A 26,706-nucleotide genomic window follows, 5' to 3' on the forward strand; every position below is an offset into this window, starting at 1 on the left:
CCGGGGGAGCCGGGCCTGCCGCCATCCAGCGGTGGGCCCGGCTCTGCCGCGTCCGGGGCCGGGACACCCCCGATGCGACGGCGATCACGTCCAGCGCTACGTTGCCGAGCATGGACTTCGCTCTCTCGCCCAAGGCCGAGGACGTCTGCGCCCGCGCGTGGGACTTCATGCGCGAGCACGTGTTCCCCGCCGAGCCCGTCTACGACGCCTGGCGCGCCGAGCGCGGCCACGACAACCACGAGCACCCGCCGATCCTCGAGGAGCTCAAGGCCGAGGCGCGCAAGCGCGGCCTGTGGAACCTCTTCCACCACGAGCTGGGCGGCCTCTCCAACCTCGAGTACGCCTCGGTCGCCGAGATCACCGGCTGGTCGCCGGTCATCGCGCCCGAGTCGATGAACGTCGGCGCGCCGGACACCGGCAACATGGAGACGCTCATGCTGTTCGGCACGCCCGAGCAGAAGGAGCGCTGGCTCAACCCACTGCTGGAGGGGGAGATCCGCTCCGGCTTCGCGATGACCGAGCCCGACGTCGCCAGCTCCGACGCCCGCAACATCCAGACCTCGATCGTCCGCGACGGCGACGAGTACGTCATCAACGGCCGCAAGTGGTGGACCTCCGGCGCCGCGGACCCGCGCTGCCAGATCTTCATCGTCATGGGCAAGACCGACCCGGACGGGCCGCCGCACCGGCAGCAGTCGATGGTCCTCGTCCCCCGCGACACCCCGGGGCTGGAGATCATCCGCCACCTGCCGGTCTTCGGGTACCAGGACCAGCACGGCCACTCCGAGCTGCGGTTCACCGACGTCCGGGTCCCGGCCACGAACATCCTCGCCGGCGAGGGCGACGGCTTCATGATCGCCCAGGCGCGGCTGGGCCCCGGCCGCATCCACCACTGCATGCGCGCCATCGGCATGGCCGAGCGGGCGCTGGCGCTCATGGTGGAGCGGACCCAGAACCGGGTCGCGTTCGGCCGGCCGCTGTCCGAGCAGGGCACCGTGCGGGAGGCCATCGCGCTCTCGCGCATCGAGATCGACCAGGCCCGCCTGTACGTGCTGAAGACCGCCGACCTGATCGACAAGTACGGCGCGAAGGGCGCCCGGACCGAGATCTCCGCGATCAAGGTCGCCGCACCCAAGGTCGCCCTCGACGTCATCGACCGCGCGATCCAGGTGCACGGCGGCGCCGGCGTCAGCAACGACACCGTGCTCGCCCGCTTCTACGCCAGCGCGCGGACGCTGCGCATCGTCGACGGCCCGGACGCGGTGCACATCCGCGGCGTGGCCAAGGAGGAACTGGCGCGGGAGCGCCCCTTCACCGGCTGAACGAGGCCCGCACGACCGGTGGCCCGGAACCGCTCGCGGTTCCGGGCCACCGCCGTCCCCGGCTCAGGGGGTGAGCGTCGTCCCGAAGCCCCCACCCGCGAGCTTGCTCATCAGCTGCGTCCGGTCCAGCCCCACCGCGGCCAGCGCGTCGCCGTCCCGGTCGGTGTCGATCTCGTCGGGGAGGCGCGCCTCGACCTGGTCGGCCGTGCCGTTGTCCCCCTCGGTGCGCAGCACGCGCACCAGCTCCTTCTTGTCCAGCTTCACCCGGTCCTCCGTCCGCCGCCCGTCGGGCGTCGTCGTGAGTGTGGTGCGGGTCACCGCGGGTCGCAACGGCGCTCGAGCGGAACCGTTCAGGTCACGATCCGGTCACAGCGGCGTTCGTCCACCCACCCCTCGGCCGTCCTAGTCAGTGACGACGGAGGGGGGCCCGGTGGGACGAACGGACGACGACGCCTTCGAGGCGTTCGTCGCGGCACGGTCCGGTGAGCTGCTCCGGACCGCCGTGCTGCTGACGAGGGACCGCGGTCACGCCGAGGACCTGCTGCAGACGGCGCTGGTGAAGGCCTACCGCCGCTGGGGACGGATCTCCGGCGACCCCTTCCCGTACGTGCGCCGGGTGCTGGTCACCAGCGCCGCGAGCTGGTGGCGGTTGCGCAGCACCCAGGAGATCGTGTCGCTGCCCGCGCACGACCCCGCCACCCCCGACGCGACCGACGCCCTCGCCGAGCGGGAGCGGATGGCCCAGGCGCTCGGCACCCTCCCGCCGCGCATGCGGGCAGTGCTCGTCCTCCGCTACACGGAGGACCTCAGCGAGGCGGCCACCGCCGAGCTGCTCGGCTGCTCGGTGCACACCGTGCGGAGCCAGACCGTCCGAGGCCTCGCCCGCCTCCGCACCGCCCTCGCTGCCACCGTCCCCGCCAACGCCTTCGAGGAGTGCTGACGTGACGATCTCCGACGGCGATCTGGAAGCCGGCCTGCGAGACCTGCGCTACCGCGCCGACGTCACCGCGCCTCCCCCGGCCGACCTGGCCGAGCGCACCCGCGCGCGGTACCGCGCCCAGCGGCGGTCCCGGACGGCCATGGCCGTCGGCGGCCTGGTGGCCTTGGCGGTCGTCGTCGGGGTGCCGGTCACGACCTCCGGCCTGCTGAGCGGCGAGCGGGGCGGCGAGGTCGCGGTGCCGGGCAGCCCGACCCGGAACCCGGCGCCCTCCCTCTACGACCTGCCGACGCGCGGCTCGCTCGCCGGGGACGAGGAGTGGCTGGCCGGGGTCCGCGAGCTGGACTGGGTCCCTCCGGAGCTCGACGCCCAGCTGCCGCCGGGCGCCGAGCTGCCCGATCCACCGGTCGAGACCCGCCGGGTCGCGTGGGCGGGCGAGGTGGCCGGCAGCCGGGTGACGCTCGTCCTCGGCCGGACCGAACAGGAGGGCGTGGTCCAGGCCTGGTTCACCGGTCCCCGCGACGCCGCACCGGACGAGATGGTCCCGGTCGGCGTTCTCGCGCCGGCCCCCGGCCTGGAGTCCGCGGAGCTGTTCGCCGCCCCGTACGGGGCGCCCGAGCAGCGCATGGTGGTGGTCGTCGGCGCGCCCGGCGACGAGGCCCGGGTGCTGACCGGCCGGACGGTGACCGCGTCGGCCGACGTCGTCGACCAGTGGGAACCGGTGCCGATGGAGGAGGGCGCCGGCGCGCTGGCGCTCGGCGGGTCCTCCGACTGGCCGACAGGCCTCTCCGTGGAGCTGTCCCGGCCCGGCCAGAGCCGGCCCCTCAACCGCGCCAACACCACCGAGGAGGACCTGACCAGGGCCTGGAACGAGCCGGTGGAGATCGCCGACCCCCGCGGGCTGCGCGGGCTCGCCCACGAGGAGGTGCTACAGCAGGCCGCGATACAGCTCGCCGGGCGGTACGGGTTGCCGCTCCGCGACCTCCGCCCGACCCTGCTCGCCGCCGGCGCCGTGGACGGTGACCCGGGGACCCGGACCCTGCTCCTGGGCGTGACCTTCCCCTCGGGCGCGACGGGGGCCGCGTTCGTCGACTACTGGACGGACCAGTTCGACATGGCGCAGGAGGACTCGTTCCGCGTCGCGCTGGCCCCGGCCGGCACCCCGCTCCTGGAGCAGGTGTTCGCCGTGCCGACGTCGAACTCGGTCACGATCAGCGGGCCGGAGTCCGGCGCCCTGGCCGAGATCTATCTCGCCGACGGCAGGCTGCACGCCACGGTGCCGCTGGTGGACGGCGCCGGGGTGGGTCCGCTGGGGTCACCGACGCCCGACCGGGTGCGGATCCTGGACGCCAGGGGTGCGGTCGTCGCCGAGGCGCCGGTCTCGGAGCCCGACGGATGAGCGAGCCGGCGTCGGTGACCGCCATGCGGCAGCTGGCCGAGGAGGCCGGCGGCGCGGAACGGCCGTCGCGCGACGGTTCGAGCACTCAGCCCCGGGTGGCGCGACGGACGAGGAGACCGCCGACGACCGCGAGCACCACCGCCACGGCCAGCTGGCCGATGCCCACGCCCGCCTGGTCGGCGGCGAACCAGGTCGGCGAGGACACCAGGAGCACGAAGGCGACCCCCAGGACGAGCAGTCCGATCAGGCGTTCGCGGCGGGCGTTGCGTGAGACGGGAGCGCCGGGGGACGGGTCGGTCATGCCCCCACCCTGCCAAACCGGCCCGCGCGCCGACCGGAGACGGCAGCCGGCCCGTTCGGGTCGGACGGCGGGGCCGGGCGGACGCTCCCTCTCCCGGATGCCCGATCGAGGGGTAGCGACAGGGCGTCGGGGGAACCCGTACGAGCACGACCGGAGCCACGTCGGCGTAGGTTGCGACGACGCAGGTCGAGCCGACCCGGAGGTCCCCATGCCCCAGACATCCCCGCAGGCAGCCGTGCTCACCGAGCTCGAACCGGTGGTCGCGGAGAACCTCGACCGGCACATCAGGATGGCCAAGGAATGGCATCCGCACGACTACGTGCCCTGGGACGAGGGGCGCAACTTCGCCTTCCTCGGCGGCGAGGACTGGTCCCCCGAGCAGTCCCGGCTGGACGCGACGGCCAAGGCCGCGATGTTCGTGAACCTGCTGACCGAGGACAACCTGCCCAGCTACCACCGCGAGATCGCCACCCGCTTCGGCCGGGACGGCGCCTGGGGGCAGTGGGTGGGCCGCTGGACCGCGGAGGAGGGGCGGCACGGTGTCGCGCTGCGCGACTACCTGGTCGTCACCCGCGGCGTCGACCCGGTGGAGCTGGAGCGGGCCCGGATGGACTACATGACCACCGGCTACGACTCCGGGGACAAGACCCCGCTCGAGGCCGTCGCCTACGTCTCGTTCCAGGAGCTCGCCACCCGGGTGTCGCACCGCAACACCGGCAAGGCCACCGGCGACCCGATCGCGGACAAGCTGCTGGCCCGCATCGCAACCGACGAGAACCTGCACATGATCTTCTACCGCAACCTGGTGACGGCGGCGTTCGACATCGACCCCGACGAGATGATGAAGGCCGTCGCCAAGGAGGTCATGACGTTCGAGATGCCCGGCGCGAACATGGCCAACTTCCGGAAGAACTCCACGATCATCGCCAAGGCCGGCATCTACGACCTGCGGCTGCACCACGACGAGGTGGTCAGCCCGATCCTGCGCACCTGGAAGGTCTTCGAGCGCAGCGACCTCGGCCCCGAGGGCGAGCAGGCCCGCGAGCAACTGGCCGAGTTCCTCGCCGGCCTCGACGCCCAGGCGACGAAGTTCGTGGAGAGCCGCGAGCGGATGCGGGCCCGCATGGCGGCCAAGGGCGAGGTCCCGGTCCAGGTCTGACGCAAGAGGCCTGACGCAAGAGGCCTGACGCAAGAGGTCTGACGCGAGGGGTCTGACGCGAGGGCGATGGGCGGCGACTCGAACCGTCCGCCCGGCGCTCAGAGCGGACAGGCCATGACGATCTCGTCGCGGTCGTCGCCCGGTGCGACCCGGATCGCGCCGGGCAGCCGCCCGACCTCCTGGTAGCCGAGCCCCCGGTAGAACCCGTCCACGCCGGTGCCCCCGCGAACGGTCAGGTGCAGGAACTCCCAGCCCCGGTCCCGGGCGATCCGGTGCACCCCGTCCATGAGGACCCGACCGAGGCCCTGGCCCTGGCGCGAGGGGTGCACCTGCACCCGCAGCACCGTCCCCCAGTGGCGGCGCAGCGGGCTCAGCGACCCGACGACGCTCGCGAAGCCCGCCGTCTCGCCGTCCACCTCGAGCAGGGCGAGCACGTCCCGGCCGGAGTGGACCCCCTCCAGGAGCTTGTCGAGCAGCGGGACGACGTCGTCCTGCGTCACCGGCGGCACGAACCCAACGGCGCCGCCGGCGTTGGTGACGTCGGTCCAGCAGGCGAGCAGCTCGGCGCGCAGCACCGCGTCGACGGTGGCAACGGGCCGGACGGAGGGAGCGGGCACCCGGCCATTCTCCGTGGCGGCGCTCGGCGGCCTGCGGCGCCCCTCGGCGCGCAGCGGGCGGATGCCCGCGCCCCGGGTCAGCCGGCGCGGCCGGGTACGACGCGACGGACCCGCTCCGCGGGCCAGCGGGCGACCGCCTCGGCGAGCACCTCGTGCAGGAAGGCGAGGAACTCCCGGGTCTCGGCCAGCCGGCGCCCGCCCGGGCGGTCGACGCCGATCAGGTCGATGCCCCCCGCGACGACGTCCTCGAACCGCTGCAACGCGGCCAGCTCCGCCCCGGCGAACCGCGTCCACAGGTTCTCGTCGTCGAGGACGTAGAGGTCGCTGCGCGTCCCCGGCTCCCGTTCGCGGACGAGGAACCCGACCTGCACCAGCTGGCGGACCGCGCCACTGATCGCGGCCGGGCTGACCTGCAGGCCCTCGGCCAGCTCGGCGGCGGTGTAGCGGTCGGCGTCGTCGGCGAGGGCGTAGGCGAAGACCCGGGCCGGCATCGGCGGCATGCCCGACTCCCGCAGGACCAGGGCGAACCGCTCGACGAAGCGGAGCAGGGTGGCCCGCTCCTCGTCCGTCGCATCCACGCTGGTCACTCCCTCACGGTACCGGACCCGTCGGGCACGCAATGAACTTCGCAACTTTGTGAAAGAAGTGTAGGTTCTGCCGCCGTGACCACAGCCATCTCCGTCTCCGGCCTGGTGAAAACCTTCGGCGCCACCCGCGCCCTCGACGGCCTCGACCTCGAGGTCGCCTCCGGCGAGGTGCACGGCTTCCTCGGCCCGAACGGGTCCGGGAAGTCCACGACCATCCGCGTGCTGCTGGGCCTGCTCCGCCCCGACGCGGGCCGGACCGAGCTGCTGGGCGGTGATCCGTGGCGCGACGCCGTCGCGCTGCACCGCCGGCTCGCCTACGTCCCGGGGGACGTGACGCTGTGGCCGACCATCAGCGGTGGCGAGGCGATCGACCTCATCGGCGCACTGCGCGGCGGCCTCGATCCGCGGCGCCGCACGGAGTTGCTGGAGCGCTTCGACCTCGACCCTCGGAAGAAGGCGCGCACCTACTCGAAGGGCAACCGGCAGAAGGTCGCCCTCGTCGCGGCGCTCGCCTCCGACGCGGAGCTGTTCATCCTGGACGAGCCGACCTCGGGCCTGGACCCGCTCATGGAGGCCGTGTTCCAGGAGTGCATCCGCGAACTGCGCGCCGAGGGCCGGACGGTGCTCCTGTCCAGCCACATCCTCGCCGAGGCCGAGGCCCTCTGCGACCGGGTGAGCATCATCCGGCTCGGCCGGACCGTGCAGAGCGGCACGCTGGCCGAGCTGCGCCACCTCACCCGGATGTCCGTGGCGGTGGAGACCGAGCGTCCCGCCGATGGGCTGAGCTCCCTGCCCGGGGTGCACGACCTGCGGCACGAGGACGGCCGGGTGCACTTCGACGTCGACACCGACGCGCTCGACGGGGTGCTGCGCCACCTCGCCCCCCTGGGCGTGCGCGGCCTGACGAGCACCCCGCCCACCCTCGAGGAGCTGTTCCTCCGGCACTACGGCGACGAGCTCGCCGCCGACGGCGTGCCCGTTCCCCAGGAGGCGGGGCGGTCGTGAGCAACGCATCGAGCACGCTCGCCGGCACCGGCGCCCTGTTCCGCTTCGCCCTGCGCCGGGACCGGCTGCGGCTGCCGATCTGGATCGCCGCCGGCACCTTCATGGTGCTCACGCAGTCCGTCTCCAGCCAGGCCCTCTACGACACCCCCGCCGACCTGGCCGCGTACCAGGCCTCGGTCGGCAGCAACGCGGCGACCATCGCACTGGCCGGCCCCCCGGTCGGGCTGGACACCGTCGCCGGCGCGGTCGCGTTCGAGATCTCCGCGACGCTGATGCTGATCGCCGCGCTGATGGCGATGTTCACCGTCACCCGGCACACCCGCGCCGACGAGGAGGCCGGCCGCACCGAGCTGCTTCGGTCGGCGCGCGTCGGCCGGCACGCGCCGCTGCTGGCCGCCGTGCTGCTCTCCTCGCTGGCGTGCGTCGTGCTGGCGCTGACCATCGGCGCGGCCACGACGGCCTCGGGGCTGCCGGCGGTCGGCTCGTTCGTGCTCGGCGCGTCGGTGGGCGCGTGCGGGCTGGTCTTCACCGGGATCACCGCGGTCGCCGCCCAGGCCACCGGTTCCACCCGCGGCGTCTACGGCCTGGTCGGTGGGCTGTTCGCCGTCGCGTTCGTGCTGCGCGCCATCGGCGACATCGAGGGCAACTGGGTGGTGTGGACCTCGCCGATCGGCTGGGCGCAGGCCACGCACCCGTTCACCGACGACGCCCTCGCCCCCCTGGCACTGTGCCTCGTCGTCGCCGCCGTCCTCGTCGTCGCCGGCTTCGCCCTGCTCGACCGCCGGGACCTCGGCTCCGGGCTCGTGCAGCCCCGGCCCGGCCGGCCCACCGCGCGGCGGGCACTCCTCTCCCCGCTCGGGCTGGCGCTCCGGCTGCACCGCGGTGCGCTCATCGCCTGGACGGTCGGGCTCGGCTTGCTCGGCGTGGTCTACGGCGCCCTGGCGGAGTCGGTCGAGACGCTGATCGCGGGGAACGAGCAGGCACTGGCCGTCTTCGGCGACCCCGACCTCGGCCGACTCGTCGACGCCTACCTCGGCACGACGTTCGCCGTCACGGCACTGCTGGCCTCGGCCTACGCGGTGTCGGCGGTCCTCCGGGCCCGCACCGAGGAGTCGGACGACCGGGCCGAGGTGCTGCTCGCCACGGCGACCAGCCGCCCGGCCTGGCTGGGCAGCCACGTGCTGGTCGCGCTGCTGGGCTCGGCGCTGGCGATGACCGCCGCGGGGGTGACCACCGGGCTGGTGCGGGTGGCGCAGACGGGGGACGCGGCGGCGCTCGGCCGGATGGTGGGCGCTGCGGTCTCCTACGTCCCGGCCATCTGGGTCGTCGCCGGCGTCGCCGTCGCGCTCTTCGGGCTGCTGCCCCGCCTGGCCGCGGCCGTGGCGTGGGCCGCGGTCGGGCTCTTCCTCGTGATCACCATGTTCGCCGAGTCGTTCGACTGGTCGGGCTGGGTGAGCGACCTGTCGCCGATCGCCTGGATCCCGACGCTGCCGCTCGAGGAGTGGCGACTCGCGCCACTCGTCGGGCTGGCCGGTGTCGCCGGCGTCCTCCTGGCGGCCGGTTTCACCGGCTTCCGCCGGCGGGACATCGCCCTGGGCTGAGCGGCACCGCCCTGGGCCGTCCGGCACCCGCCCGGGTGCTCACTTGGTCGGCGGCTCGCCCTCCGCGCGCGCCTCGGCCGCACGGGCCGGGTCGTAGGCGCAGGCGTCGGCGACGTCGGTGACCGGGCCGTCCTCCGGCTCGGGGGCCTCCGGCGGTCCAGGGGCTTCCGCCTCCGGCGCCCCGTCCCCCGGCGCCCCGTCCCCCGGCGGCGCAGGCGCAGGCGCCGGCGGCGGGTCGATCGCCTCCTGCACGAGCTGCCGGATCCGGTCGTAGTCCGGATACGCGGGATCGATCACCGAGGGGTCGAACACGACGCTGCGGATCTCGGCGTCCTTCACGAGGAAGGCCAGGTCGACGAAGTCGTCGAGCCGCGAGCGCGGGATGTCGGTGCTGACGATGTCCTCGGTGGTCGCGGCCAGCTGCTGGTAGCGCTGCAGGAGCGTCACCGGGTCGGCGGCGTCGACGATCGCGGAGATGGTGCAGCGCTGCCGCGCCATGCGGTCGTAGTCGCTCAACCCGAACCGGCCCCGGGCGAACTGCAGCGCGGTGTACCCGTCCATGCGGCGGTCCGGCCCTGGCTCGATGTAGTCGTCGGGCAGCTCGCCGGTGCCCGGGTCGCCGTTGATGGGCACGTAGTAGTTCACGTTGACCGTGATCCCACCGAGCGCGTCGACCAGCCGGCTGAACCCCTCGAGGTTGACCAGCACGAAGTAGTCGATCCGCAGGCCGAGGGCCTCCCCGACGCCCAGCTTCAGGAAGTCGGCGCCCGGGTCGTCGGTGGGGCCTAGGGCGTCGGGGTACCAAGCCGGGCCGTTGCGGTAGACGGCGTTGAGGAGGCTCTCACTCTCGCTGCCGGCGTCGAAGCCCTCGGGGTAGAGCTCGGCCAGCGGGCTGTCCTCGGGGAACGGCAGGTCCTGGAGGTTGCGGGGCAGGCTGAACAGGAGGGTCTCGCCGGTGGCGGTGTCGGTGCTGGCCACGATGACCGTGTCGGTGCGGACGCCCTCACGCCCCTCCCCGCCGTCGCCCCCCAGCAGCAGCACGTTCACCCGCTCGCGCCCGCCGAAGAGCTCGGCGGTGCCGTCGTCCGGCTCCTCGTCGACGGTGGCCGACCTCCGGTCGTCGTCGAACACACCGGCGATGAGGTCCCGCGACGTCGTCGCCAGGCGCCCCACGAAGACGGCCGGGACGACGATCGCCACGACGAGCACCGCCACGACCAGCCCGCCGGCGACGCGCCGCCCGCGCGACGTGCCGGCCGGCACGAGCATCCGGTAGCCGGCCACGACGACGGCGATCCACAGCGCGGCCAGCACGCCGATGCCGATGGTGGTCCAGAGCAGGACGTCGGTGTCGACGAGGGTGCGGGCGGCGAACCGCTGTCCCCCGGTGGCCAGCCACCCGGCGGCGGCGGCCAGGAGGAGAAAGACGGTGAGGACGACCGCGCCGAGCCGTCGGCGGCCGGCGGCGAGCAGCGCGACGCCGGGCACCAGCGCGCCGAGGACGGTCCAGCCGAGGGCGGCGCCGAACCCGCGCCGCGGAACGGCCCCCGACGCCCGCGCTCCACGCTGCGGGGCGGGAGGTGTCGTCCCGACGGTCATCCCACGCCCTCCGCGCCAGCCCAGCTCACGCGGCCATGCTCCCACCGTTCGGCCAGGTCGGTACGCCCGCGGCCGGCTCTCCGGGCAGGTCCGCCCGATCCGGCGACACCGGCACCCGGGGCGGCCGGGCCGCTCCGTCGGTGGCTCTCCGTAAGCTCCGGGTCGTGCGCCTGGCCACCTGGAACGTGAACTCGATCCGCACCCGCGCCGACCGCGTCGCGGCCTTCCTGGAGCGGCACGACGTCGACGTCCTGGCCATGCAGGAGACCAAGTGCCGGGACGACCAGTTCCCGCTGGACCGGTTCACGGCGCTCGGCTACGAGGTCGCGCACGTCGGCCACTCGCAGTGGAACGGGGTGTCGATCCTGTCCCGCGTGGGACTGGAGGACGTCACCGTCGGCTTCCCCGGTCAGCCGTGCTGGGGCGAGGAGACCACCTGCGAGGCGCGGGCGCTGGCCGCCACCTGCGCCGGCGTCCGGGTGTGGAGCCTCTACGTGCCCAACGGGCGCACGCTGGCCGACCCGCACTACACCTACAAGCTGGAGTGGCTGGCCGCCCTGCGGGACACGGCGGCGGGCTGGCTGGCCGAGGACCCCGCCGCACAGGTCGCCCTCGTCGGCGACTGGAACATCGCCCCGCAGGACGACGACGTCTGGGACATGTCGGTGTTCAGCCAGTCGACGCACGTCTCCGCCCCGGAGCGGGCGGCCTTCCAGGCGGTGGTCGACGCCGGGTACGCCGACGTGGTCCGCCCCCACGCCCCCGGCCCGGGCGTCTACACCTACTGGGACTACACGCAGCTGCGCTTCCCCCGCCGCGAGGGCATGCGCATCGACTTCGTCCTGGGATCCCCGGCGCTGGCCGCGCGGGTCGGTGGGGCGTTCATCGACCGCGAGGAGCGCAAGGGGAAGGGCGCGAGCGACCACGCCCCGGTGGTGGTCGACCTGAGCTGACGGGCGCTTAGGCTGGCGCCTCGTGCTCGTCCTGCTGCCCCCGTCGGAGACCAAGGCCCCCGGCGGTGACGGCCCTCCGCTCGACCTCGCCGCGCTCACCGCGCCGCAGCTCACCCCGGTGCGGACCCAGCTCACCGAGGCGCTGGTGGAGCTCGCCGGCGACGTCCCGGCCTCCCGGGCGGCGCTCGGGCTCTCCCCGAAGCAGGACGAGGAGATCGCCCGCAACGCGGCCCTCTTCTCCGCCGGCACGCTCCCGGCCCTGCAGCGCTACACGGGCGTCCTCTACGACGCCCTGGACATCGGCTCCCTCTCCCGGGCGCAACGGGCACGCGCCGACCGCCGGCTGGCGGTGGGGTCGGCGCTGTTCGGCCTGGTCGCCGGCGGGGACCGGATCCCGGCCTACCGCCTGTCGGCGGGCTCCGCGCTGCCCGGTCGGCCCACCCTGCGCGCCCTGTGGCGGCCGGCGCTCGGGCCGGTGCTCGACGGCGTCGAGGGGCTCGTCGTCGATCTGCGCAGCGGTTCCTACGCGGCGCTGGCCCCCGCGCCCGGCGCGGTCACGGTCACCGTGCTGAGCGAACGGCCCGACGGCACCCGCGCGGTGGTGAGCCACTTCAACAAGGCGCACAAGGGCCGGGTGGCCCGGTTGCTCGCCAGCACGACGGCCGAGCCGGACGACGTCGTGCGGCTCGGGGGACTGCTGAGGCGGGCGGGGTTGCACGTGGAACATGACGGCGGCGCGGCGTTGACCCTGGTCGTGCCCGCCCGGTGAGGCCCATCTCTCCCGCCCATACCGAGCAGTTGGTTGCACGCAACCGGCTAGTCGTGGCATAACTGCGGTGATCCGGTGCGCCCGAACAGTGCGGCGCCCGGTGTCACGGATCCGGCGACCGCCGGGGCAGAAGGGCTTCGGTGGACGGATCGGACCGCACGGTCGGCGCGGCAGCGACCCTCGGCGCCTGGTCGGCGGCCCAGCTGCGGCAGGATCCCGCCCGGGTGGCGGCTGCCCGCGCCGTCCTCCCGTACGGGGACCTCACCGGCCTGGACCGCCTCGCGGCGCTCGCCGCCCGGCTCCTGGGCACCAGCGGGAGCCAGGTCTCTCTGCTGGTGGACATCCAGCACGTCGCCGCCGGCACCGGCGCCGCCGCCGTGGGCACCACCGGACCGCTCGAGGAATCCCTCTGCACGGTGACCGCCGCGCTGCCCGCGGGGGAGGCGCTCGTCGTTCCCGACGCCCGGTCGGACGAGCGCGTCCGCGACCTCCCGCCCGTCCGGGCCGGCGCCGTCGGTTCCTACCTGGGCATCGCGCTCACCGACGCCTCGGGTGCCGTCGTCGGCGCGCTCTGCGTCTTCGACCCCGAGCCGCGGCCGTGGGCCGCGTCGGAGATCGACACGCTCCGCGAGCTGGCCGGCTCGGTGATGACCGAGCTCGAGCTCTCGGCGCTGCTGCGGCGGTCCGAGAACGACCGGGTGCGCTGGGAGCTGGCGACCGAGGCCGGCGAGGTCGGCACGTTCGACTGGGACCTGGCGACCGGGCAGCTGATCTGGGACGAGCAGCTGATCACGCTGTTCGGCTACGACGCCGAGGGCTTCGACCAGACGATCGAGGCGTTCAACGCGCGGCTGCACCCGGACGACCTGGAGCCGGTCGGGGAGGCACTGCAGAACGCCATCGACGAGTGCGGCGACTTCGACGCGACCTACCGCGTGGTCCGACCCGACGGCGAGACCCGGTGGGTGCACGCCCGCGGCCGGGCGCTGCCCGACCGCCACGGCTCCGCCGTCCGCCTGCTCGGCGCCGCCTTCGACATCACCGGCGAGCGGGAGGCGGCCACCCTGGTCACCCGGGTGCTCGAGGCGATGCCCGCCGGCTTCTACAGCCTCGACCGCGACTGGCGGTTCACCCACGTGAACGCCGAGGCCGAGCGGCTGCTGCAGGTGACCCGCGACGAGCTGCTCGGCCGAGTGCTGTGGGAGGCCTTCCCGGACGCGCTCAACAGCGTCTTCGAGGACAGCTTCAACCAGGCGGTCCGCACCGGCGAGCCGGTGTCGTTCGACGCCTACTACCCGGCCCCGCTGGACGGCTGGTACGAGCTGCGCGCCTGGCCGAGCCCCGACGGGCTGTCGGTGTACTTCCTCGAGGTCACCGAGCGCCGCCGGATGCAGGAGCAGGCGGAGCGGTCGGCCCAGCGGCTGGCGCTGCTGGCACGCGTCAGCGCCGACCTGGCCGGCGCCCTGGACCAGCAGGCAGCGATGGCACACCTGCCCCAGCTGGTCGTGCCGGCGCTCGCCGACTTCTGCATCGTCACGATCGTGGACGAGGACGGCCGCCCGCGGGACGTCGGCGGCTGGCACGCCGACCCCGCGATGTGCCCGGTGCTGGAGCGGTACCGGAGCGTGCGGATGGACTCGATGCCGCCGGACTCGCCGGCCGCCGTCGCGCTGCGCACCGGGGAGCAGCAGCGCAGCGACGGCGCCGCGGTGCTGGAGCTCATGGCCCCGGGCGAGGCCAGGGACCTGCTGGCCCGGCTCGGCCCCCGCGAGGCCGTCGTCCTGCCCATGCGCGGGCGCAACCGCACGCTGGGCCTGCTCACCGTCTACTACACCCGTGCGACCCCGACCCAGGCGGAGAACCTGGCCACCGCCCAGGAGGCCGCCGACCGCGCCGGCCTGGCCCTGGACAACGGCCGGCTGTACACCGCCCAGCAGCAACTCGCCGAGGGGCTGCAGCGCAGCCTGCTCACCGAGCCCCCCGAGCCCGACCACGCCGAGATCGCGGTGCGCTACCTCCCCGCCGCGGAGGCCGCCCGGGTCGGCGGCGACTGGTACGACGCCTTTCTGCAGCCAGGTGGTTCGACGATGCTGGTCATCGGCGACGTCGTCGGGCACGACACCGAGGCCGCGGCCGCCATGGGGCAGCTGCGCGGGCTGCTGCGCGGGGTCGCCACCTACAGCGACGCCGGCCCCGGCGAGGTGCTGCGCGGGCTCGACGCCTCGATGACGACGCTGCAGATCCCGACGCTGGCCACCGCGGCCGTGGCCCGGTTCGAGCAGACCCCCGAGGAGCTGGGCCAGGGCGTCACCAGGATGCGCTGGGCGAACGCCGGGCACCTGCCGCCGCTGGTCCTCACCCCGGACGGCAAGGTGGCGGAGCTCGGCGAGTGGACCGGCGACCTGCTGCTCGGCGTCGACCCCAGCACCCAGCGGCGGGAGACGGTGGCCACGCTCGAGCGCGGCTCGACGGTCCTGCTCTACACCGACGGGCTCGTCGAGCGCCGCGACTCCGACCTCGACGAGGGGATCCAGCGGCTGCGCGAGGCGGTGGTCGAGCTGGCCGACCTGCCGCTGCAGCACCTGCTGGACGAACTGCTCGACCGGCTGGTGCACGGCCGGCCCGAGGACGACGTCGCGCTGGTCGCGGTCCGGCTGCACCCCCAGGACCGCCCCCGGCCGGCCGAGGCCGGACCGGTCCGGGTGCCGCCCACCGTGCCCCAGGATCCGGCCGGGGCCTAGCCCGCCGGTGGGTCAGCGGCCGCGGTCGCGCCGCACCTGCGCCTTGCGCCCCTTGATCATCGTGGCGCGCAGCGCCTGCACGACCTCGTCGGCCGCGGACTCGGGCACCTCCACCAGGGCGAACCGCTGGTGGATCTCGATCGACCCGACGTCGCGCCCGGTCAGCCCGGTCTCCCCGGTGATGGCGCCGACCAGGTCGCCCGGCCGGATGCCGGCGTCCCGGCCCACCCCCACGAACAGGCGCGCGCCCGGAGCGCCGCCGGAGCGCCCGGCCGGACGGCCGCCGCGCTCGTCCCGGCGCCCGCCGTCCCGGCCGCCCCCCGCGCGCCCGCCGTCCCGCTCCGGGCGGAAGGAGACCTGGGGGATCTCCTCGTCGTCGTCCACCGGCCCGGCCGCCTCGTGCGCGAGCTTCACCGCCGCGAGCGCCACCTCCATGAGGTCGAACTCGTCGGTGAGGGTCTCGACGACCACCCGGAAGCGGTCCAGGTCGTCGGTGAGCAGGCTCTCCCGCAGCGCGCCCCGGGTGAGGTCGAGCCGGCGGGCCCGCAGGTCGGCGACCGTGGGCACCTTCTCGACGGCGATCGGCGCGCCCGCGACCCGCTCGATGGTCTTGAGCATCCGGTGCTCCCGGGGCTCGGCGAGCGTGATCGCCACCCCCTCGCGGCCGGCCCGGCCGACCCGGCCGATCCGGTGCACGTAGGACTCCGGCGCCGACGGGACGTCGTAGTTGACGACGTGGGTGAGCTGCTCGACGTCCAGCCCGCGCGCCGCGACGTCGGTGGCCACCAGCAGCTCCGCGGTCCCCCCGCGCAGCCGGCCCATCACCCGGTCGCGCTGCTCCTGGCTCATCCCGCCGTGCAGGGCCTCGGCCCGGTACCCGCGGCCGTTCAGGGTCTCGGTGAGGGAGTCGACCTCCTCGCGGGTGCGGCAGAAGACGATCGCCGCCGTCGGCGCCTCGACGTCCAGGATCCGGCCCAGCGCGGCCGGCTTGGCACCGCGGGGGACGACGTAGGCGGTCTGCCGGATGCGGGGCGCCGTACCGGGCGCCGCCCGCTCCCGGGCGATGGTGATCCGCACCGGGTCGGTGAGGTGGCGGCGCGCGAGCGCATCCAGGCGGCGGGGCATCGTGGCCGAGAAGAGCACCGTCTGCCGCTCCTCCGGGGTGGCGTCGAGGATCGCCTCGAGGTCCTCGGCGAAGCCCATGTCGAGCATCTCGTCGGCCTCGTCCAGCACGACGGTCGCGATCTCGCCGAGGTGCAGCGCGCCGCGGTTGAGCAGGTCGAGGGCGCGGCCGGGGGTCGCGACGACGACGTCGACGCCCGACTCCAGCGAGCGCAGCTGCCGCACGATCGGTGCCCCGCCGTAGACGGGCAGCACGCGGGCGCCCAGGTCACGGCCGTAGCGGTGCAGCGCCTCCGACACCTGGACGGCGAGCTCCCGCGTGGGCAGCAGCACCAGCGCGACCGGGTCCCGGTCGGTGCGGTGGGCCGGCATCCGCTGGAGCACGGGCAGCGAGAAGGCGGCGGTCTTGCCGGTACCCGTGGCCGCCTGGCCCAGCAGGTCCCGGCCCTCCGCCAGCGGCGGGACGGCCTCGCGCTGGATGGGGGTCGGCTCCTCGTAGCCGAGGGCACCGAGCGCCTTCAGCAGTTCGGGGCGCAGGCCCAGGTCCTCGAAGGTGGTGCCCTCGAAGGTGGTGCCCTCGTTCGTGGTGTCCGCGGAGCCCGCGTCGTCGGCAGTGGTGCGTTCGTCGGTCATCACCGGTCATCGTTCCCCGGAGCCCGCACCCGCACGCACGCGGGCTTCTGGCAGGCTGCCGGGGTGACCGCCGACGACGAGCTCTGCACCCGCCCCGCCACCGAGCTGGCCGCACTCGTGCGCCGCCGGGAGGTGTCCGCCCGGGAGCTGCTCGAGGCGCACCTGCGGCGCATCGAGCGGGTGAACCCGCGGGTCAATGCGATCGTGACGCTGGACGCCGAGGCCGCCCGGGCCGCCGCCGACGCCGCCGACGCCGCGCAGGCCGCCGGCGAGCCGCTCGGCCCGCTGCACGGGCTCCCGGTCGCGCACAAGGACACCCACGCCACCGGGGGCATGCGCACGACCTGGGGCTCTCCGGTGCACGCCGACACCGTGCCGGACGCCGACGAGCTGGTGGTGGCCCGCCTGGTGGGCGCCGGGGCGATCCGCGTGGGCAAGACCAACGTGCCGGAGTTCGCGGCGGGCTCGCACACCTTCAACCCGGTGTTCGGCGCCACCCACAACCCCTACCGGCACGGGCTCTCCGCCGGCGGCTCCAGCGGCGGGGCCGCGGCGGCGCTGGCGGCCGGGCTGGTGCCCCTGGCCGAGGGCAGCGACATGGGCGGCTCGCTGCGCAACCCGGCCGCGTTCTGCAACGTCGTCGGGCTGCGGCCCACCCCCGGCCGCGTGCCCACCTGGCCGGCGCCGATGGGCTGGTCGACCCTCTCGGTGCAGGGGCCCATGGGGCGGACCGTGGCCGACGTCGCCCTGCAGTTGTCGGTGCTGGCCGGGCCGGACCCCCGGGTGCCGATCGCGCTGGAGGAGCCCGGCGCCGGGTTCGCCGCACCCCTGCCCGAGCGGCTGGACGGGCTGCGGGTGGCCTGGGCGCCCGACCTCGGCGGGCAGGTGACCGTCGACCCCGCGATCACCGCCGGGCTCGCGCCGTCGATCGCGGTGTTCGAGTCGCTGGGAGCGACGGTGGAGGAGGCCTGCCCCGACCTCTCCGGCGCCGACGAGGTGTTCGGCACGCTGCGGGCGTGGCTGTTCGACGCGTCGTTCGGCGAGCTGATCCGCCGCCACCCGGACCAGGTCAAGGAGTCGATCCGCTGGAACGCGGCGCGGGGCGCGGAGCTCACCGGCGCCGACCTGGCCCGCGCGGAGCAGCTGCACACGAAGCTGCACGAGCGGATGGTCGCGTTCTTCGAGCGGTACGACGTGCTGCTCGCCCCGACGACGCAGGTGCTGCCCTTCCCGGTGGAGATCGAGTACCCGACCGAGATCGCCGGCGTCCACCAGGACAACTACCTGGAGTGGATGCGCTCCTGCACGGTCATCTCGGCCACCGGCTGCCCGGCGCTGTCGGTGCCCGGCGGCTTCACCGCGGACGGGCTGCCGGTCGGCCTGCAGGTGATCGGCCCGGCCCGGGCCGACCGGCGGGTGCTCGAGGTGGGGCACGCCTTCGAGCAGGCGACCCGGTTCGGCGAGCGCCGGCCAGCCCTCTGAGCTCGTCTACTTGGTTCTAGCGCTTCAGCTAGATCTCCTTAGACGGGGCGAGATCTGCACACTCGCCCGCATCAGGTCCCTGATGGGGGCGAGTGTGCAGATCTCGCACGTCAGGCGGGGGTGGGGCCGTCGGAGCCGGCGGGGTACTCCAGCAACGGCGCCTCGCCGGCCGCCCACGCGGCGAGGACCGGCTCCACGATCCGCCACGACTCCTCGGCCTCGACGTCGCTGATCGACAGCGCGGCGTCGCCCGCCAGCATCTCCCGGAGCAGCAACCCGTAGGCCGACAGCCCGGCCGGGGGCAGGGCGATGTCCAGGGTCCGCCGCTCGAGGTCGAACGGGTCGCCGGCGCCGTTGAGGTTGACCTCCAGCGCGATGCCGTCGGGGTCCAGCTGCATGCGCAGGACGTCGGGCTCGGGATCCTCGTCGGTGAAGGCGAGGTGCGGGACCGGCCGGAAGCGGATCACGATCTCCCGCCGCTGGGCGCCCAGTGCCTTCCCGCTCCGCAGGCGGAACGGGACGCCCGACCACCGCCAGTTGTCGATGGTCACGGTGAACTCGGCGTAGGTCTCGGTCCCCCGGTCCGGGTCCACGCCCTCCTCGACGGCGTAGTCGGGCAGCGCCCGCTCGCCGACGGTGCCGGCGGTGTACCGGGCGCGCACGGTGTCCCGGCGCACGTCCTCCGGCGGCCGGACGGCGCGCAGCACGTCGCCCTTGCGGGCCGCGAGCCCCGCCGCGTCGACGGTCAGCGGTGGCTCCATCGCCACCAGGGCCAGCAGCTGCAGCAGGTGGTTCTGCAGCATGTCGCGCAGGGCGCCGGCGGTGTCGTAGTAGCCGGCCCGGCCCTCCAGCCCCAGCGTCTCGTCGAAGACGATGTCCACACGCTCGATGTGCGCGGCGTTCCACACCGGTTCGAACAACCGGTTGGCGAACCGCAGCCCCAGGACGTTGAGCACCGTCTGCTTGGCGAGGAAGTGGTCGATGCGGAAGACGGCGTCCTCCGGCGCCAGCTGGTGGAGGAGGCGGTTGAGCTCGCGCGCGTCGGCCCCGTCCCGGCCGAACGGCTTCTCCACGGCGACGATCGCCCCGTCAGGCAGCCCCACCTCCACCAGCGCTTCCAGGGTCGGCCGGAAGACGGTGTTCGGCAGCGCCAGGTAGACCACCGGCACGTGCTCGACCCGGTCGAGCGCCCGGCGCAGGTCCTCGCCCACGGTGACGTCCCCGCGGACGTGGCGGAGACGACCGACGACCCGGTCCCGGGTGCCCTCGGGGACGTGGGCGGCGTGGGCGTCCAGCCGGCGGCGCGCCCACCCCCGGTAGTCCTCGTCGCTCCACTCCTCCCGGCTCACCGCGAGGACGTCGACCTCCTCGTCGAGCACTCCCGCCTCGACGAGCTCGGCCAGCCCGGGCAGCAGCAACCGGCCGGTGAGGTCACCGCTCCCACCGAGGACGACGAACGACCGCTTCATGCCCGCTCCTCCCCCGCCCGCGCCGACTCGGCACGAGCCAGGTTCCACCCGCTCGTGATCACCCCGACGTGGCTGAACGCCTGCGGGAAGTTGCCGAGGAAGGCACCCGTCGAGGGGTCGACCTCCTCGGCCAGCAGACCGACCTCGTTGGCCCGCCCGCACAGCGAGTCGTACAGCGAGTGCGCCTCGTCGAGCCGGCCCTGACCGGCCAGGTTGTCGACCAGCCAGAAGCTGCAGAGCAGGAAGGCGCCCTCACCCCCGGGCAACCCGTCGGGCGACTCGTCGTGCAGGTACCGGTAGAGCAGCCCGTCGCCGGCGTCGAGGTGCCGGCGGACCGCCTCGGTGGTGGCCACCATGCGCGGGTCGTCCGCGGCGACGACCCGGCGCAGCGGCAGGGTGAGCAGCGAGCCGTCCAGCCCGCCCCGCTGCGCCTCCCCCGGCGGCGCCAGGTGCTCGGTGAAGGTCCCCCGCTCGTCGTCCCAGGCCTGCTCGAGCAGCGTCGCCCGGATCAGGTCGGCCTCCCGCTGCCACTCCCGCCGGGGGTGCGGCAGCCCGCAGAGGTCCGCGATGCGCAACGCCCGGTCGACGGCGACGTGGCACAGGGCGACGGAGTAGGTGAAGGGCCGGCCCGCGGCGCGGATCTCCCAGATGCCGTTGTCCGGCGTCCGCCAGTTGGCGATCGCCTGGCCGGTCAGCTCGCACAGGGCGCGCCAGAGCGGCGGGGACACCTCGCCGCCGGCGCGCGCCCACTGGTAGGCGACGTCGAGCAGTTCGCCGTAGACGTCGTGCTGCACCTGCCGCGCCGCCCCGTTGCCCCACCGGACCGGCCCCGATCCCCGGTACCCCGAGAGCGTGAGGTCCTGCCACTCCAGGCCGGGGCGCCGGCCGTCGAGGGTGTAGACGATGCTCGCCCGGTCGTCGCGCTCGATGTTGCGCAGCGTCCAGGCCAGGAACGAGTCGGCCTCCTCGTGCATCCTGATCCGGCGCAGGGCGTAGGTGGTGAAGGCGGCGTCGCGCACCCAGGTGTAGCGGTAGTCCCAGTTGCGCACGCCGCCGATCGCCTCCGGCAGCGAGGAGGTCGCCGCGGCCATGATCGCGCCGGTGGAGGCGTGGTCGAGCAGCTTCAGCGTGAGCGCGGAGCGGCGCACGAGCTCCCGCTGCGGGCCGTCGTACTGGATGCGCCCGGCCCAGTCCCGCCAGGCGGCGGCGGTCTGGTCGACCAGCCGCTGAGGCGCGGTGCGCGACCGGGTGTGCGTCTGCCCCGACCAGTGCAGCGTGCAGGTGAGCAGCTCCCCGTCGTCGAGCTCCACGCGGGCGCTCAGGGCGCCGGTCCGGTCGACGGACAGCTCGTGCGAGCACCACAGGGAGAGCTCGAGCTCCGGGTGGGCCGGCCAGAGGATGCGCCACGCGCCGAGCTCGCGCCGCACCTGGACGCCGTCGAGCGGGGTGAGGCGGACCTCGACCGTCACCCGCCCCCCGAGCGCCCGGGCCAGGCGCAGCAGTTCCCCGCGCCCCGGCGGCACCTGCTCGCCCAGGTCGGACCCCGAGCGCAGGGTCATGCAGTCGGTGAGCTCCAGCCGCCCGTCGGCGCCCTGCAGTTCGGTCACCAGGATCCCCGTGTCGGGCAGGTAGCGCTGGGCCGACTCCCGCAGCCCCGCCGGAGCGATGCCGAAGCTGCCGCCGCGCTCGGCGTCGAGGATGCCGGCCAGGAAGGGCCGGCTGTCGAAGTTCGGCAGGCACAGCCAGGGGATGCTGCCGTCACGGGCCACCAGCGCGCAGGTGAGGCCGTCACCGATCAGGCCGTGGTCCTCGATGGGCAGGTACCCGTCGGTGCGGTCGAGCGGGCGCAGCGGCACAGCGGCTCCTCAGGTCGGGACGGCGGACGCCCCGACCCTGCCCGCCAGGGCGCGGAGTCATTCGGCGGCGGCTACTTCTCCTCGGGGCGCGGCAGGCGCCGGGCCTGGCGGCGTCGGCGCAGCCCGCGCAGCGTGCGGACGGCGACCAGCAGCTCCGCGAGCTCCTGCCGCTCCCCGGCGGTGATGTCGGCCAGCTGGGCGGCCGCGCGGTGCTGCGCGGTGGCCCAGCCCTCCTCCCACCTCGACACCAGCTCGTCGGCGTCGTCGGTGTCCGCGGTGCGCAGGCTCAGCACGTCCTCGGTCAGCGAGGACTGCTCCATGGCGAGGTCGTCGCGCAGCGAGGCCCGGGCCATCGCGGGCCAGCGGCGGTCGCGGGGCAGGGCGGTCACCTGCTCGCGCAGGGCGACCAGGCCGAGCCGCTCGGCCAGTCGCTGCATGACCCGGCCGACCAGGGCCACGGGTGCCCCGGTGCGCTCGGCGACCACCGCGAGGTCGAGCGCGGCGGGCATCAGCGGTGCGGCCGCGACGCGGGCCGCGAGCTCCGCGGGCAGGCCGGCCTCCTGCAGCCGGGCGGCCCGGGACGCGTACGCCTCCGCCTCCCTGCCCAGCAGCCAACCGGGCAGCCCGCCGGCCACCTGCGCCACCGCGGGGCCGAACCGGGCGGTGACCTCCGCCAGGGGAGCCGCGGTCTCCGCGGTGAGGTCGGGCTGGCGGAGCAGCCAGCGGGTCGCCCGCTCGGCCAGCCGGGTGGCCTCGGTGCGCACCTCGACCTGGGTGGCGGCGGAGACCTGGTTGTCGAGGGGGCGGACGGCGTCCCACAGGCCATCGATGCCGAACACCGCCCGCGCCACCGCATGCGCCCGGACGACCGCCGGCAGCGGCACGCCGGTCTCCTCCCCCAGCCGGAACAGGCCGGTGACGCCGGCGATGTTGACCGCCCGGTTGGTCAGCGCGGTGGCGATGATCTCGCGGCGGAGCGGGTGGCTGGTGACCGCGGCGGGGAACCGGTTGCGCAGCGGGGCGGGGAAGTAGCCGATCAGCAGCTCCTCCAGGGCCGGGTCGTCCGGCAGCGGGGAGGCCAGTACGGCGTCACCGGTCTGCAGCTTGGCGTAGGCCAGCAGCACCGACAGCTCCGGGCTGGTCAGCCCCTGCCCGTCGCGACGGCGCTCGGCCAGACCGCGGGCGTCGGGCAGCGCCTCCACCGAGCGGTTGAGCCGCCCCGACCGCTCCAGCGACCGGATGAACCGCTCGTGGGAGTCCAGCAGGCTGCGCGCCGCCGCGGCCTCCCCGGCGAGGGTCGCGTTCTGCGCGTGGTTGTCGGTGAGGACGGCGGCGGCGACGTCGTCGGCCATCTCGCCGAGCAGCGCCGCCCGGCCCTCGGCGTCGATCCGCCCCTCGTCGACCACCCGGTTCAGCGCGATCTTGATGTTCACCTCGTGGTCGGAGGTGTCGACGCCGGCCGAGTTGTCGATGGCATCGGTGTTCACCCGGCCACCGGCCAGCGCGTACTCGACCCGGCCCCGCTGGGTGAGGCCGAGGTTGCCGCCCTCCCCCACCACCCGCACCCGCAGCTGCCCGCCGTCCACGCGCACCGCGTCGTTGGCCTTGTCCCCCACCTCGAGGTGGCTCTCGGTCGCGGCCTTCACGTACGTGCCGATCCCGCCGTTGAACAGCAGGTCCACCGGCGCGAGCAGCACCGCGCGGATCAGCTCGACGGGGCTCAGCGCCGTCACGTTCCCGGGCAGCCCGAGGGCGACCCGCATCTGCTCGGACACCGGCACGGTCTTGGCCGTGCGCGGCCAGACGCCACCGCCCTCGCTGATCAGCGAGGTGTCGTAGTCCGCCCACGACGACCGGGGCAGCGCGAACAGCCGCCGGCGCTCGGCGAACGACGTCGCGGCGTCGGGCGTGGGGTCGACGAACACGTGCCGGTGGTCGAACGCCGCCACCAGCCGGATGTGCTCGGAGAGCAGCATGCCGTTGCCGAACACGTCCCCGGACATGTCGCCGATGCCGACGACGGTGAAGTCGTCGCGCTGGACGTCGAGGTGGAGCTCGCGGAAGTAGCGGGTGACCGACTCCCAGGCCCCGCGGGCGGTGATGCCCATGGCCTTGTGGTCGTAGCCGACCGAGCCGCCCGAGGCGAAGGCGTCGCCCAGCCAGTAGCCGCGCTCCAGCGCCACCTCGTTGGCCAGGTCGGAGAAGGTCGCCGTCCCCTTGTCCGCGGCGACGACCAGGTAGCTGTCGTCGCCGTCGTGGCGGACCACCTTCGGCGGCGGGACGACCCGGCCCTCGACCAGGTTGTCGGTGAGGGACAGCAGCGCGCCGATGAACAGCCGGTAGCAGGCCTGCCCCTCGGCGAGCACCTCCTCGCGGGAGGCCCCCTCCCCCGGCGGGCGCTTGACGACGAAGCCACCCTTCGCGCCGGTGGGCACGATGACGGTGTTCTTCACCATCTGCGCCTTCACCAGCCCCAGCACCTCGGTGCGCAGGTCCTCCCGGCGATCGGACCAGCGCAGCCCGCCACGGGCGACCTTGCCGAACCGCAGGTGCACGCCCATCACGCGGGGTGAGCTCACCCAGACCTCGTGCGCGGGCCGGGGCTCGGGGAGATCGGGCACCTCCGCCGGGTCGAGCTTGAGAGCCAGGGGGGTGGGCTGGGTCGACGACGTGGCGTAGTACGTCGTCCGCTGGGTGGCGGTCACCGCGGCCAGCAGGGAGCTCAGCACCCGGTCGGCGTCGAGCGAGGCGACCTCGCCGATCGAGCGGCGCAGCGCCTCGACCAGATCGGCCTGCCGGGCGTCGCGGCCGGTCACCCGGCCCGGCGAGAAGCGGGTCTCGAACAGCGCCACCAGCCGGGCGACCACGCCGGGGTGGGCGGCCAGGGTCTGCTCGACGTACGCCTGGCTGAACGGCAGCCCGGCCTGGCGCAGCCACTGCACGTAGGCCCGCACCACCGTCACCTGCCGCCAGTTCAGCCCGGCGAGCATGACCAGCGCGCCCAGGCCGTCGTCCTCGGCGTCCCCGCGCCACACCGCGGCCACGGCCTCGGTGAACCGCTCCGGCAGGGAGCGGACCAGCGGTAGCTCGACCTGGGGGACGGCGACGCCGAAGTCGTAGATCCAGGTGGGTGGCGCCCCGATCCGGTCGATCTCGTAGGGCCGCTCGTCGACGACGTCGACGCCCATGTTCTGCAGCATGGGCAGCATCTGCGAGAGCAGCAGCCGCTCGCCGACCCGGTACACCGACAGCCGGCGTTCCCCCGGGGCCGCACCGGTCGGCGTCCACAGCCGCAGCGACAGGTCGCCGGGAGCGAGGCCGTCCAGGCGCTCGAGGTCCTCGACGGCGCGCTCGGCGGGGAAGTCCTCCTGGTAGGCGGCGGGGAAGGCGTCGGCGACCCGGGAGAACACTCTCTCCGCGTCCGCGCCGAAGCGCGCCGAGAGGGCAGCGGACAGGTCGTCGGTCCAGCTGCGCGCGACCGCGGCCAACTCGGCCTGCAGCCCCTCGACGTCCACGTCCACCGGGGGCGCCGAGCGCTGCCTGCCCACCGGCAACCGGACGACGAAGTGCAGCCGGGCGAGCACCGACTCGGTGGACCGGGCGGTGAACTCGATGCCGGAGCCGCCCAGCCGCTCGAGCAGCAGCCGCTGCATCGCGAGCCGGACCTCGGTGGTGTACCGGTCGCGCGGCAGGTAGACCAGCGCGGACCAGAACCGCCCGGTCGGGTCCTGCCGGAGGAACAGGCGGGTCTGGCGCCGCTCCTGCAGGTGCAGGACCGCCATCGCCACCGGCAGGACCTCGTCGGCCCCCACCTGCATCAGCTCGTCGCGGGGGTAGGTCTCCAGGATGTCGAGCAGCTGCTTGCCGGTGTGGCTGTCGGCCGGGACGCCGGAACGGCGGACCACCTCGGCGACGCGGCGGCGCACGAGCGGGACGTCGAGCACGCTCGTGCCGTACGCGGTGGACGGGAACAGCCCGACGAACCGGCGCCGTCGGGTCTCGCCATCGCTGTGCGGCAGGGTGACGGCGACCAGGTCCAGCCACGCCCGGCGGTGCACCGTCGAGCGCGTGTCGGCCTTGGTGACCGTGAGCCGGTGGCGCCCGGTGAGCCCCGGGGCCTCCGGCGGGGCGGTCGCCGAGCGGGCCATGTCGGTGTCGCTGCGGAGAACTCCGAGGCCCGTCCCGGGCACCGGCCGGGCGACGGCGTCCACTCCTGCGGTGATCTCGACGTCGCGGGCGCCGAGGAGCACGAAGTTGCCCTCGGCGAGCCAGCGGAGCAGCGCTGCGGCCTCGGCGGGGTCGTCGGCGGGATCATCGGCAGCCTCCGGGCCGGCCCCGCTCACCGGGCCCAGCTCGTCGAGCTCGGCGGCGAGGGCGACCATCCGGGCGCGCATCCGGTCGCCGTCCTCGTGGACGGCGCGCACGTCGTCGAGGACGGCGCGCAGGCCCGTCACCAGGTCACCGGCCGCCTCGCCGTCCAGCGGGCCGTCAAGCACGACGGCCATCCACGACTCGGCGACGGCATCGTCACCGCAGGCAGCGGTGTCCAGGCTGTCGCACAGGGCGGTGATCCGGCCGCGGATGTCGCGGCGGACGACCAGCAACGGGTGGACCACGTGCTCGAGCCGGAATCCCTGGCGGACCACCTCGGCGGTGACCGAGTCGACCAGGTACGGCATGTCGTCGGTGACGAGCCGGATCACCGTTCGGCCGGCGCCCTGCCCGCGCGGGACGGCCTGCACGTCGACGATGGCTGCGCCGACCGGGCGGACCTCGGCGAGGGAGAGGTGCCCGAGGGCGAGCGCGGCCAGCTGGGCAGGATCGGTGGCGAGGACCTCCTCGGCCGGTTCGCTCCAGTAGTACCGGCGCAGGAACGCCGGCAGGTCGTCGGCGGTGCAGCCCGGAGGGAGCGCCGGCGACCCGCGGCCGGCCTCGGCGACGGCGGCGCGGGCCGCCTCGCGCAGGAGCAGCTTCTTCTCGTCGCGGCCGGCCTCGAGGGCGGCGAGCTCGGTGAGGGAGCCGCCCCCCGGCCCGCCGTCCCGGTCGCGCACCGGGGTCCCCGGGGCGACGCCGGTGTCACTGGCCATGTCAGGCCACGCTACTGCCCACTGAGACCGTCGTCACGGCGGCGCGGGACCAGTGCGGGCACGAGGC

General features: G+C 74.7%; 19 protein-coding genes. 10 read left to right on the forward strand and 9 right to left on the reverse strand.

The features are described 5' to 3' along the window. The first annotated feature begins 110 nt into the window (after window positions 1-110). Window positions 111-1,322, forward strand: coding sequence for an acyl-CoA dehydrogenase family protein (locus tag ACI8AG_RS14400; RefSeq protein ID WP_456590186.1), 1,212 nt, complete (start codon window positions 111-113; stop codon window positions 1,320-1,322). Window positions 1,323-1,385: 63 nt separating this feature from the next. Here ACI8AG_RS14400 and ACI8AG_RS14405 read toward each other — a convergent pair whose 3' ends face one another. Continuing rightward, window positions 1,386-1,640: a hypothetical protein gene (locus tag ACI8AG_RS14405; RefSeq protein WP_456590185.1), complete on the reverse strand. Its 255-nt coding sequence runs from the start codon at window positions 1,638-1,640 to the stop codon at window positions 1,386-1,388. A 112-nt stretch (window positions 1,641-1,752) separates the two neighbouring features. Here ACI8AG_RS14405 and ACI8AG_RS14410 point away from each other — a divergent pair, with 112 nt between their 5' ends. Together ACI8AG_RS14410 and ACI8AG_RS14415 are read left to right on the forward strand one after the other, a co-directional pair. Beyond that, a complete protein-coding gene (locus ACI8AG_RS14410) occupies window positions 1,753-2,262 on the forward strand; it encodes a SigE family RNA polymerase sigma factor (protein WP_456590184.1) in 510 nt (169 codons plus the stop codon). 1 nt (window position 2,263) lies between these two features. Continuing rightward, window positions 2,264-3,658 (forward strand): hypothetical protein, encoded by a 1,395-nt coding sequence (locus ACI8AG_RS14415; RefSeq protein WP_456597597.1) that lies wholly within the window; start codon window positions 2,264-2,266, stop codon window positions 3,656-3,658. 85 nt (window positions 3,659-3,743) lie between these two features. Here the strand turns inward: ACI8AG_RS14415 and ACI8AG_RS14420 are convergent, their stop codons facing one another. Beyond that, complete coding sequence (locus ACI8AG_RS14420) at window positions 3,744-3,959, reverse strand: hypothetical protein (protein WP_456597598.1); 216 nt, start codon at window positions 3,957-3,959, stop codon at window positions 3,744-3,746. Between the two features lie 208 nt (window positions 3,960-4,167). Between ACI8AG_RS14420 and ACI8AG_RS14425 the strand changes: the two genes are divergently transcribed. Then, a complete protein-coding gene (locus ACI8AG_RS14425; protein WP_456590181.1) occupies window positions 4,168-5,118 on the forward strand; it encodes an acyl-ACP desaturase in 951 nt (316 codons plus the stop codon). Between the two features lie 98 nt (window positions 5,119-5,216). Here ACI8AG_RS14425 and ACI8AG_RS14430 read toward each other — a convergent pair whose 3' ends face one another. Together ACI8AG_RS14430 and ACI8AG_RS14435 are read right to left on the reverse strand one after the other, a co-directional pair. Next, window positions 5,217-5,735, reverse strand: a complete 519-nt coding sequence (locus ACI8AG_RS14430; RefSeq protein ID WP_456597599.1) for an N-acetyltransferase family protein — start codon at window positions 5,733-5,735, stop codon at window positions 5,217-5,219. Window positions 5,736-5,812: 77 nt separating this feature from the next. Beyond that, on the reverse strand, window positions 5,813-6,322 hold the full coding sequence (locus tag ACI8AG_RS14435) for a GbsR/MarR family transcriptional regulator (RefSeq protein ID WP_456597600.1): 510 nt from the start codon (window positions 6,320-6,322) through the stop codon (window positions 5,813-5,815). Between the two features lie 75 nt (window positions 6,323-6,397). Between ACI8AG_RS14435 and ACI8AG_RS14440 the strand changes: the two genes are divergently transcribed. After that, window positions 6,398-7,327, forward strand: a complete 930-nt coding sequence (locus tag ACI8AG_RS14440; RefSeq protein ID WP_456597601.1) for an ABC transporter ATP-binding protein — start codon at window positions 6,398-6,400, stop codon at window positions 7,325-7,327. Then, window positions 7,324-8,928, forward strand: a complete 1,605-nt coding sequence (locus tag ACI8AG_RS14445; RefSeq protein WP_456597602.1) for an ABC transporter permease — start codon at window positions 7,324-7,326, stop codon at window positions 8,926-8,928. Before ACI8AG_RS14440 ends, ACI8AG_RS14445 begins: the two co-directional genes overlap by 4 nt. A 39-nt stretch (window positions 8,929-8,967) precedes the next feature. On the opposite strand, the gene ACI8AG_RS14450 is transcribed toward ACI8AG_RS14445, so the two are convergent. Beyond that, complete coding sequence (locus tag ACI8AG_RS14450) at window positions 8,968-10,527, reverse strand: LCP family protein (RefSeq protein ID WP_456597603.1); 1,560 nt, start codon at window positions 10,525-10,527, stop codon at window positions 8,968-8,970. 164 nt (window positions 10,528-10,691) lie between these two features. Here ACI8AG_RS14450 and ACI8AG_RS14455 point away from each other — a divergent pair, with 164 nt between their 5' ends. The 3 genes from ACI8AG_RS14455 to ACI8AG_RS14465 all read left to right on the forward strand — a co-directional run bounded on the left by ACI8AG_RS14455 (window position 10,692) and on the right by ACI8AG_RS14465 (window position 14,990). Further along, entirely contained in the window at window positions 10,692-11,480 is a 789-nt protein-coding gene (locus ACI8AG_RS14455; RefSeq protein WP_456597604.1) for an exodeoxyribonuclease III, read from the forward strand. A gap of 22 nt (window positions 11,481-11,502) precedes the next feature. After that, window positions 11,503-12,249 (forward strand): peroxide stress protein YaaA, encoded by a 747-nt coding sequence (gene yaaA, locus ACI8AG_RS14460; protein WP_456597605.1) that lies wholly within the window; start codon window positions 11,503-11,505, stop codon window positions 12,247-12,249. 140 nt (window positions 12,250-12,389) lie between these two features. Beyond that, entirely contained in the window at window positions 12,390-14,990 is a 2,601-nt protein-coding gene (locus tag ACI8AG_RS14465; protein WP_456597606.1) for a SpoIIE family protein phosphatase, read from the forward strand. 12 nt (window positions 14,991-15,002) lie between these two features. Here ACI8AG_RS14465 and ACI8AG_RS14470 read toward each other — a convergent pair whose 3' ends face one another. Further along, window positions 15,003-16,745: a DEAD/DEAH box helicase gene (locus ACI8AG_RS14470; protein ID WP_456590172.1), complete on the reverse strand. Its 1,743-nt coding sequence runs from the start codon at window positions 16,743-16,745 to the stop codon at window positions 15,003-15,005. 63 nt (window positions 16,746-16,808) lie between these two features. Between ACI8AG_RS14470 and ACI8AG_RS14475 the strand changes: the two genes are divergently transcribed. After that, complete coding sequence (locus ACI8AG_RS14475) at window positions 16,809-18,227, forward strand: amidase (protein ID WP_456590171.1); 1,419 nt, start codon at window positions 16,809-16,811, stop codon at window positions 18,225-18,227. A 110-nt stretch (window positions 18,228-18,337) separates the two neighbouring features. Here the strand turns inward: ACI8AG_RS14475 and ACI8AG_RS14480 are convergent, their stop codons facing one another. The 3 genes from ACI8AG_RS14480 to ACI8AG_RS14490 all read right to left on the reverse strand — a co-directional run bounded on the left by ACI8AG_RS14480 (window position 18,338) and on the right by ACI8AG_RS14490 (window position 26,639). Then, window positions 18,338-19,696 (reverse strand): glucose-6-phosphate dehydrogenase, encoded by a 1,359-nt coding sequence (locus ACI8AG_RS14480; protein WP_456597607.1) that lies wholly within the window; start codon window positions 19,694-19,696, stop codon window positions 18,338-18,340. Next, complete coding sequence (locus ACI8AG_RS14485; protein WP_456597608.1) at window positions 19,693-21,552, reverse strand: glycoside hydrolase family 15 protein; 1,860 nt, start codon at window positions 21,550-21,552, stop codon at window positions 19,693-19,695. The genes ACI8AG_RS14480 and ACI8AG_RS14485 overlap by 4 nt, the downstream gene beginning before the upstream one ends. A 71-nt stretch (window positions 21,553-21,623) precedes the next feature. Beyond that, on the reverse strand, window positions 21,624-26,639 hold the full coding sequence (locus ACI8AG_RS14490) for an NAD-glutamate dehydrogenase (RefSeq protein ID WP_456597609.1): 5,016 nt from the start codon (window positions 26,637-26,639) through the stop codon (window positions 21,624-21,626). Between the last annotated feature and the right edge of the window lie 67 nt (window positions 26,640-26,706).

The organism is Blastococcus sp. SYSU DS0552 (genome assembly GCF_054050815.1).

What these genes read in the sequence shown, in the direction of transcription:
- ACI8AG_RS14490 (WP_456597609.1), bottom strand. Translation starts at nt 26,639, where the DNA reads ATGGCCAGTGACACCGGCGTCGCCCCGGGGACCCCGGTGCGCGACCGG.
- ACI8AG_RS14450 (WP_456597603.1), bottom strand. Translation starts at nt 10,527, where the DNA reads ATGACCGTCGGGACGACACCTCCCGCCCCGCAGCGTGGAGCGCGGGCG.
- ACI8AG_RS14425 (WP_456590181.1), top strand. Translation starts at nt 4,168, where the DNA reads ATGCCCCAGACATCCCCGCAGGCAGCCGTGCTCACCGAGCTCGAACCG.
- ACI8AG_RS14480 (WP_456597607.1), bottom strand. Translation starts at nt 19,696, where the DNA reads ATGAAGCGGTCGTTCGTCGTCCTCGGTGGGAGCGGTGACCTCACCGGC.
- ACI8AG_RS14400 (WP_456590186.1), top strand. Translation starts at nt 111, where the DNA reads ATGGACTTCGCTCTCTCGCCCAAGGCCGAGGACGTCTGCGCCCGCGCG.
- ACI8AG_RS14470 (WP_456590172.1), bottom strand. Translation starts at nt 16,745, where the DNA reads ATGACCGACGAACGCACCACTGCCGACGACGCGGGCTCCGCGGACACC.
- ACI8AG_RS14420 (WP_456597598.1), bottom strand. Translation starts at nt 3,959, where the DNA reads ATGACCGACCCGTCCCCCGGCGCTCCCGTCTCACGCAACGCCCGCCGC.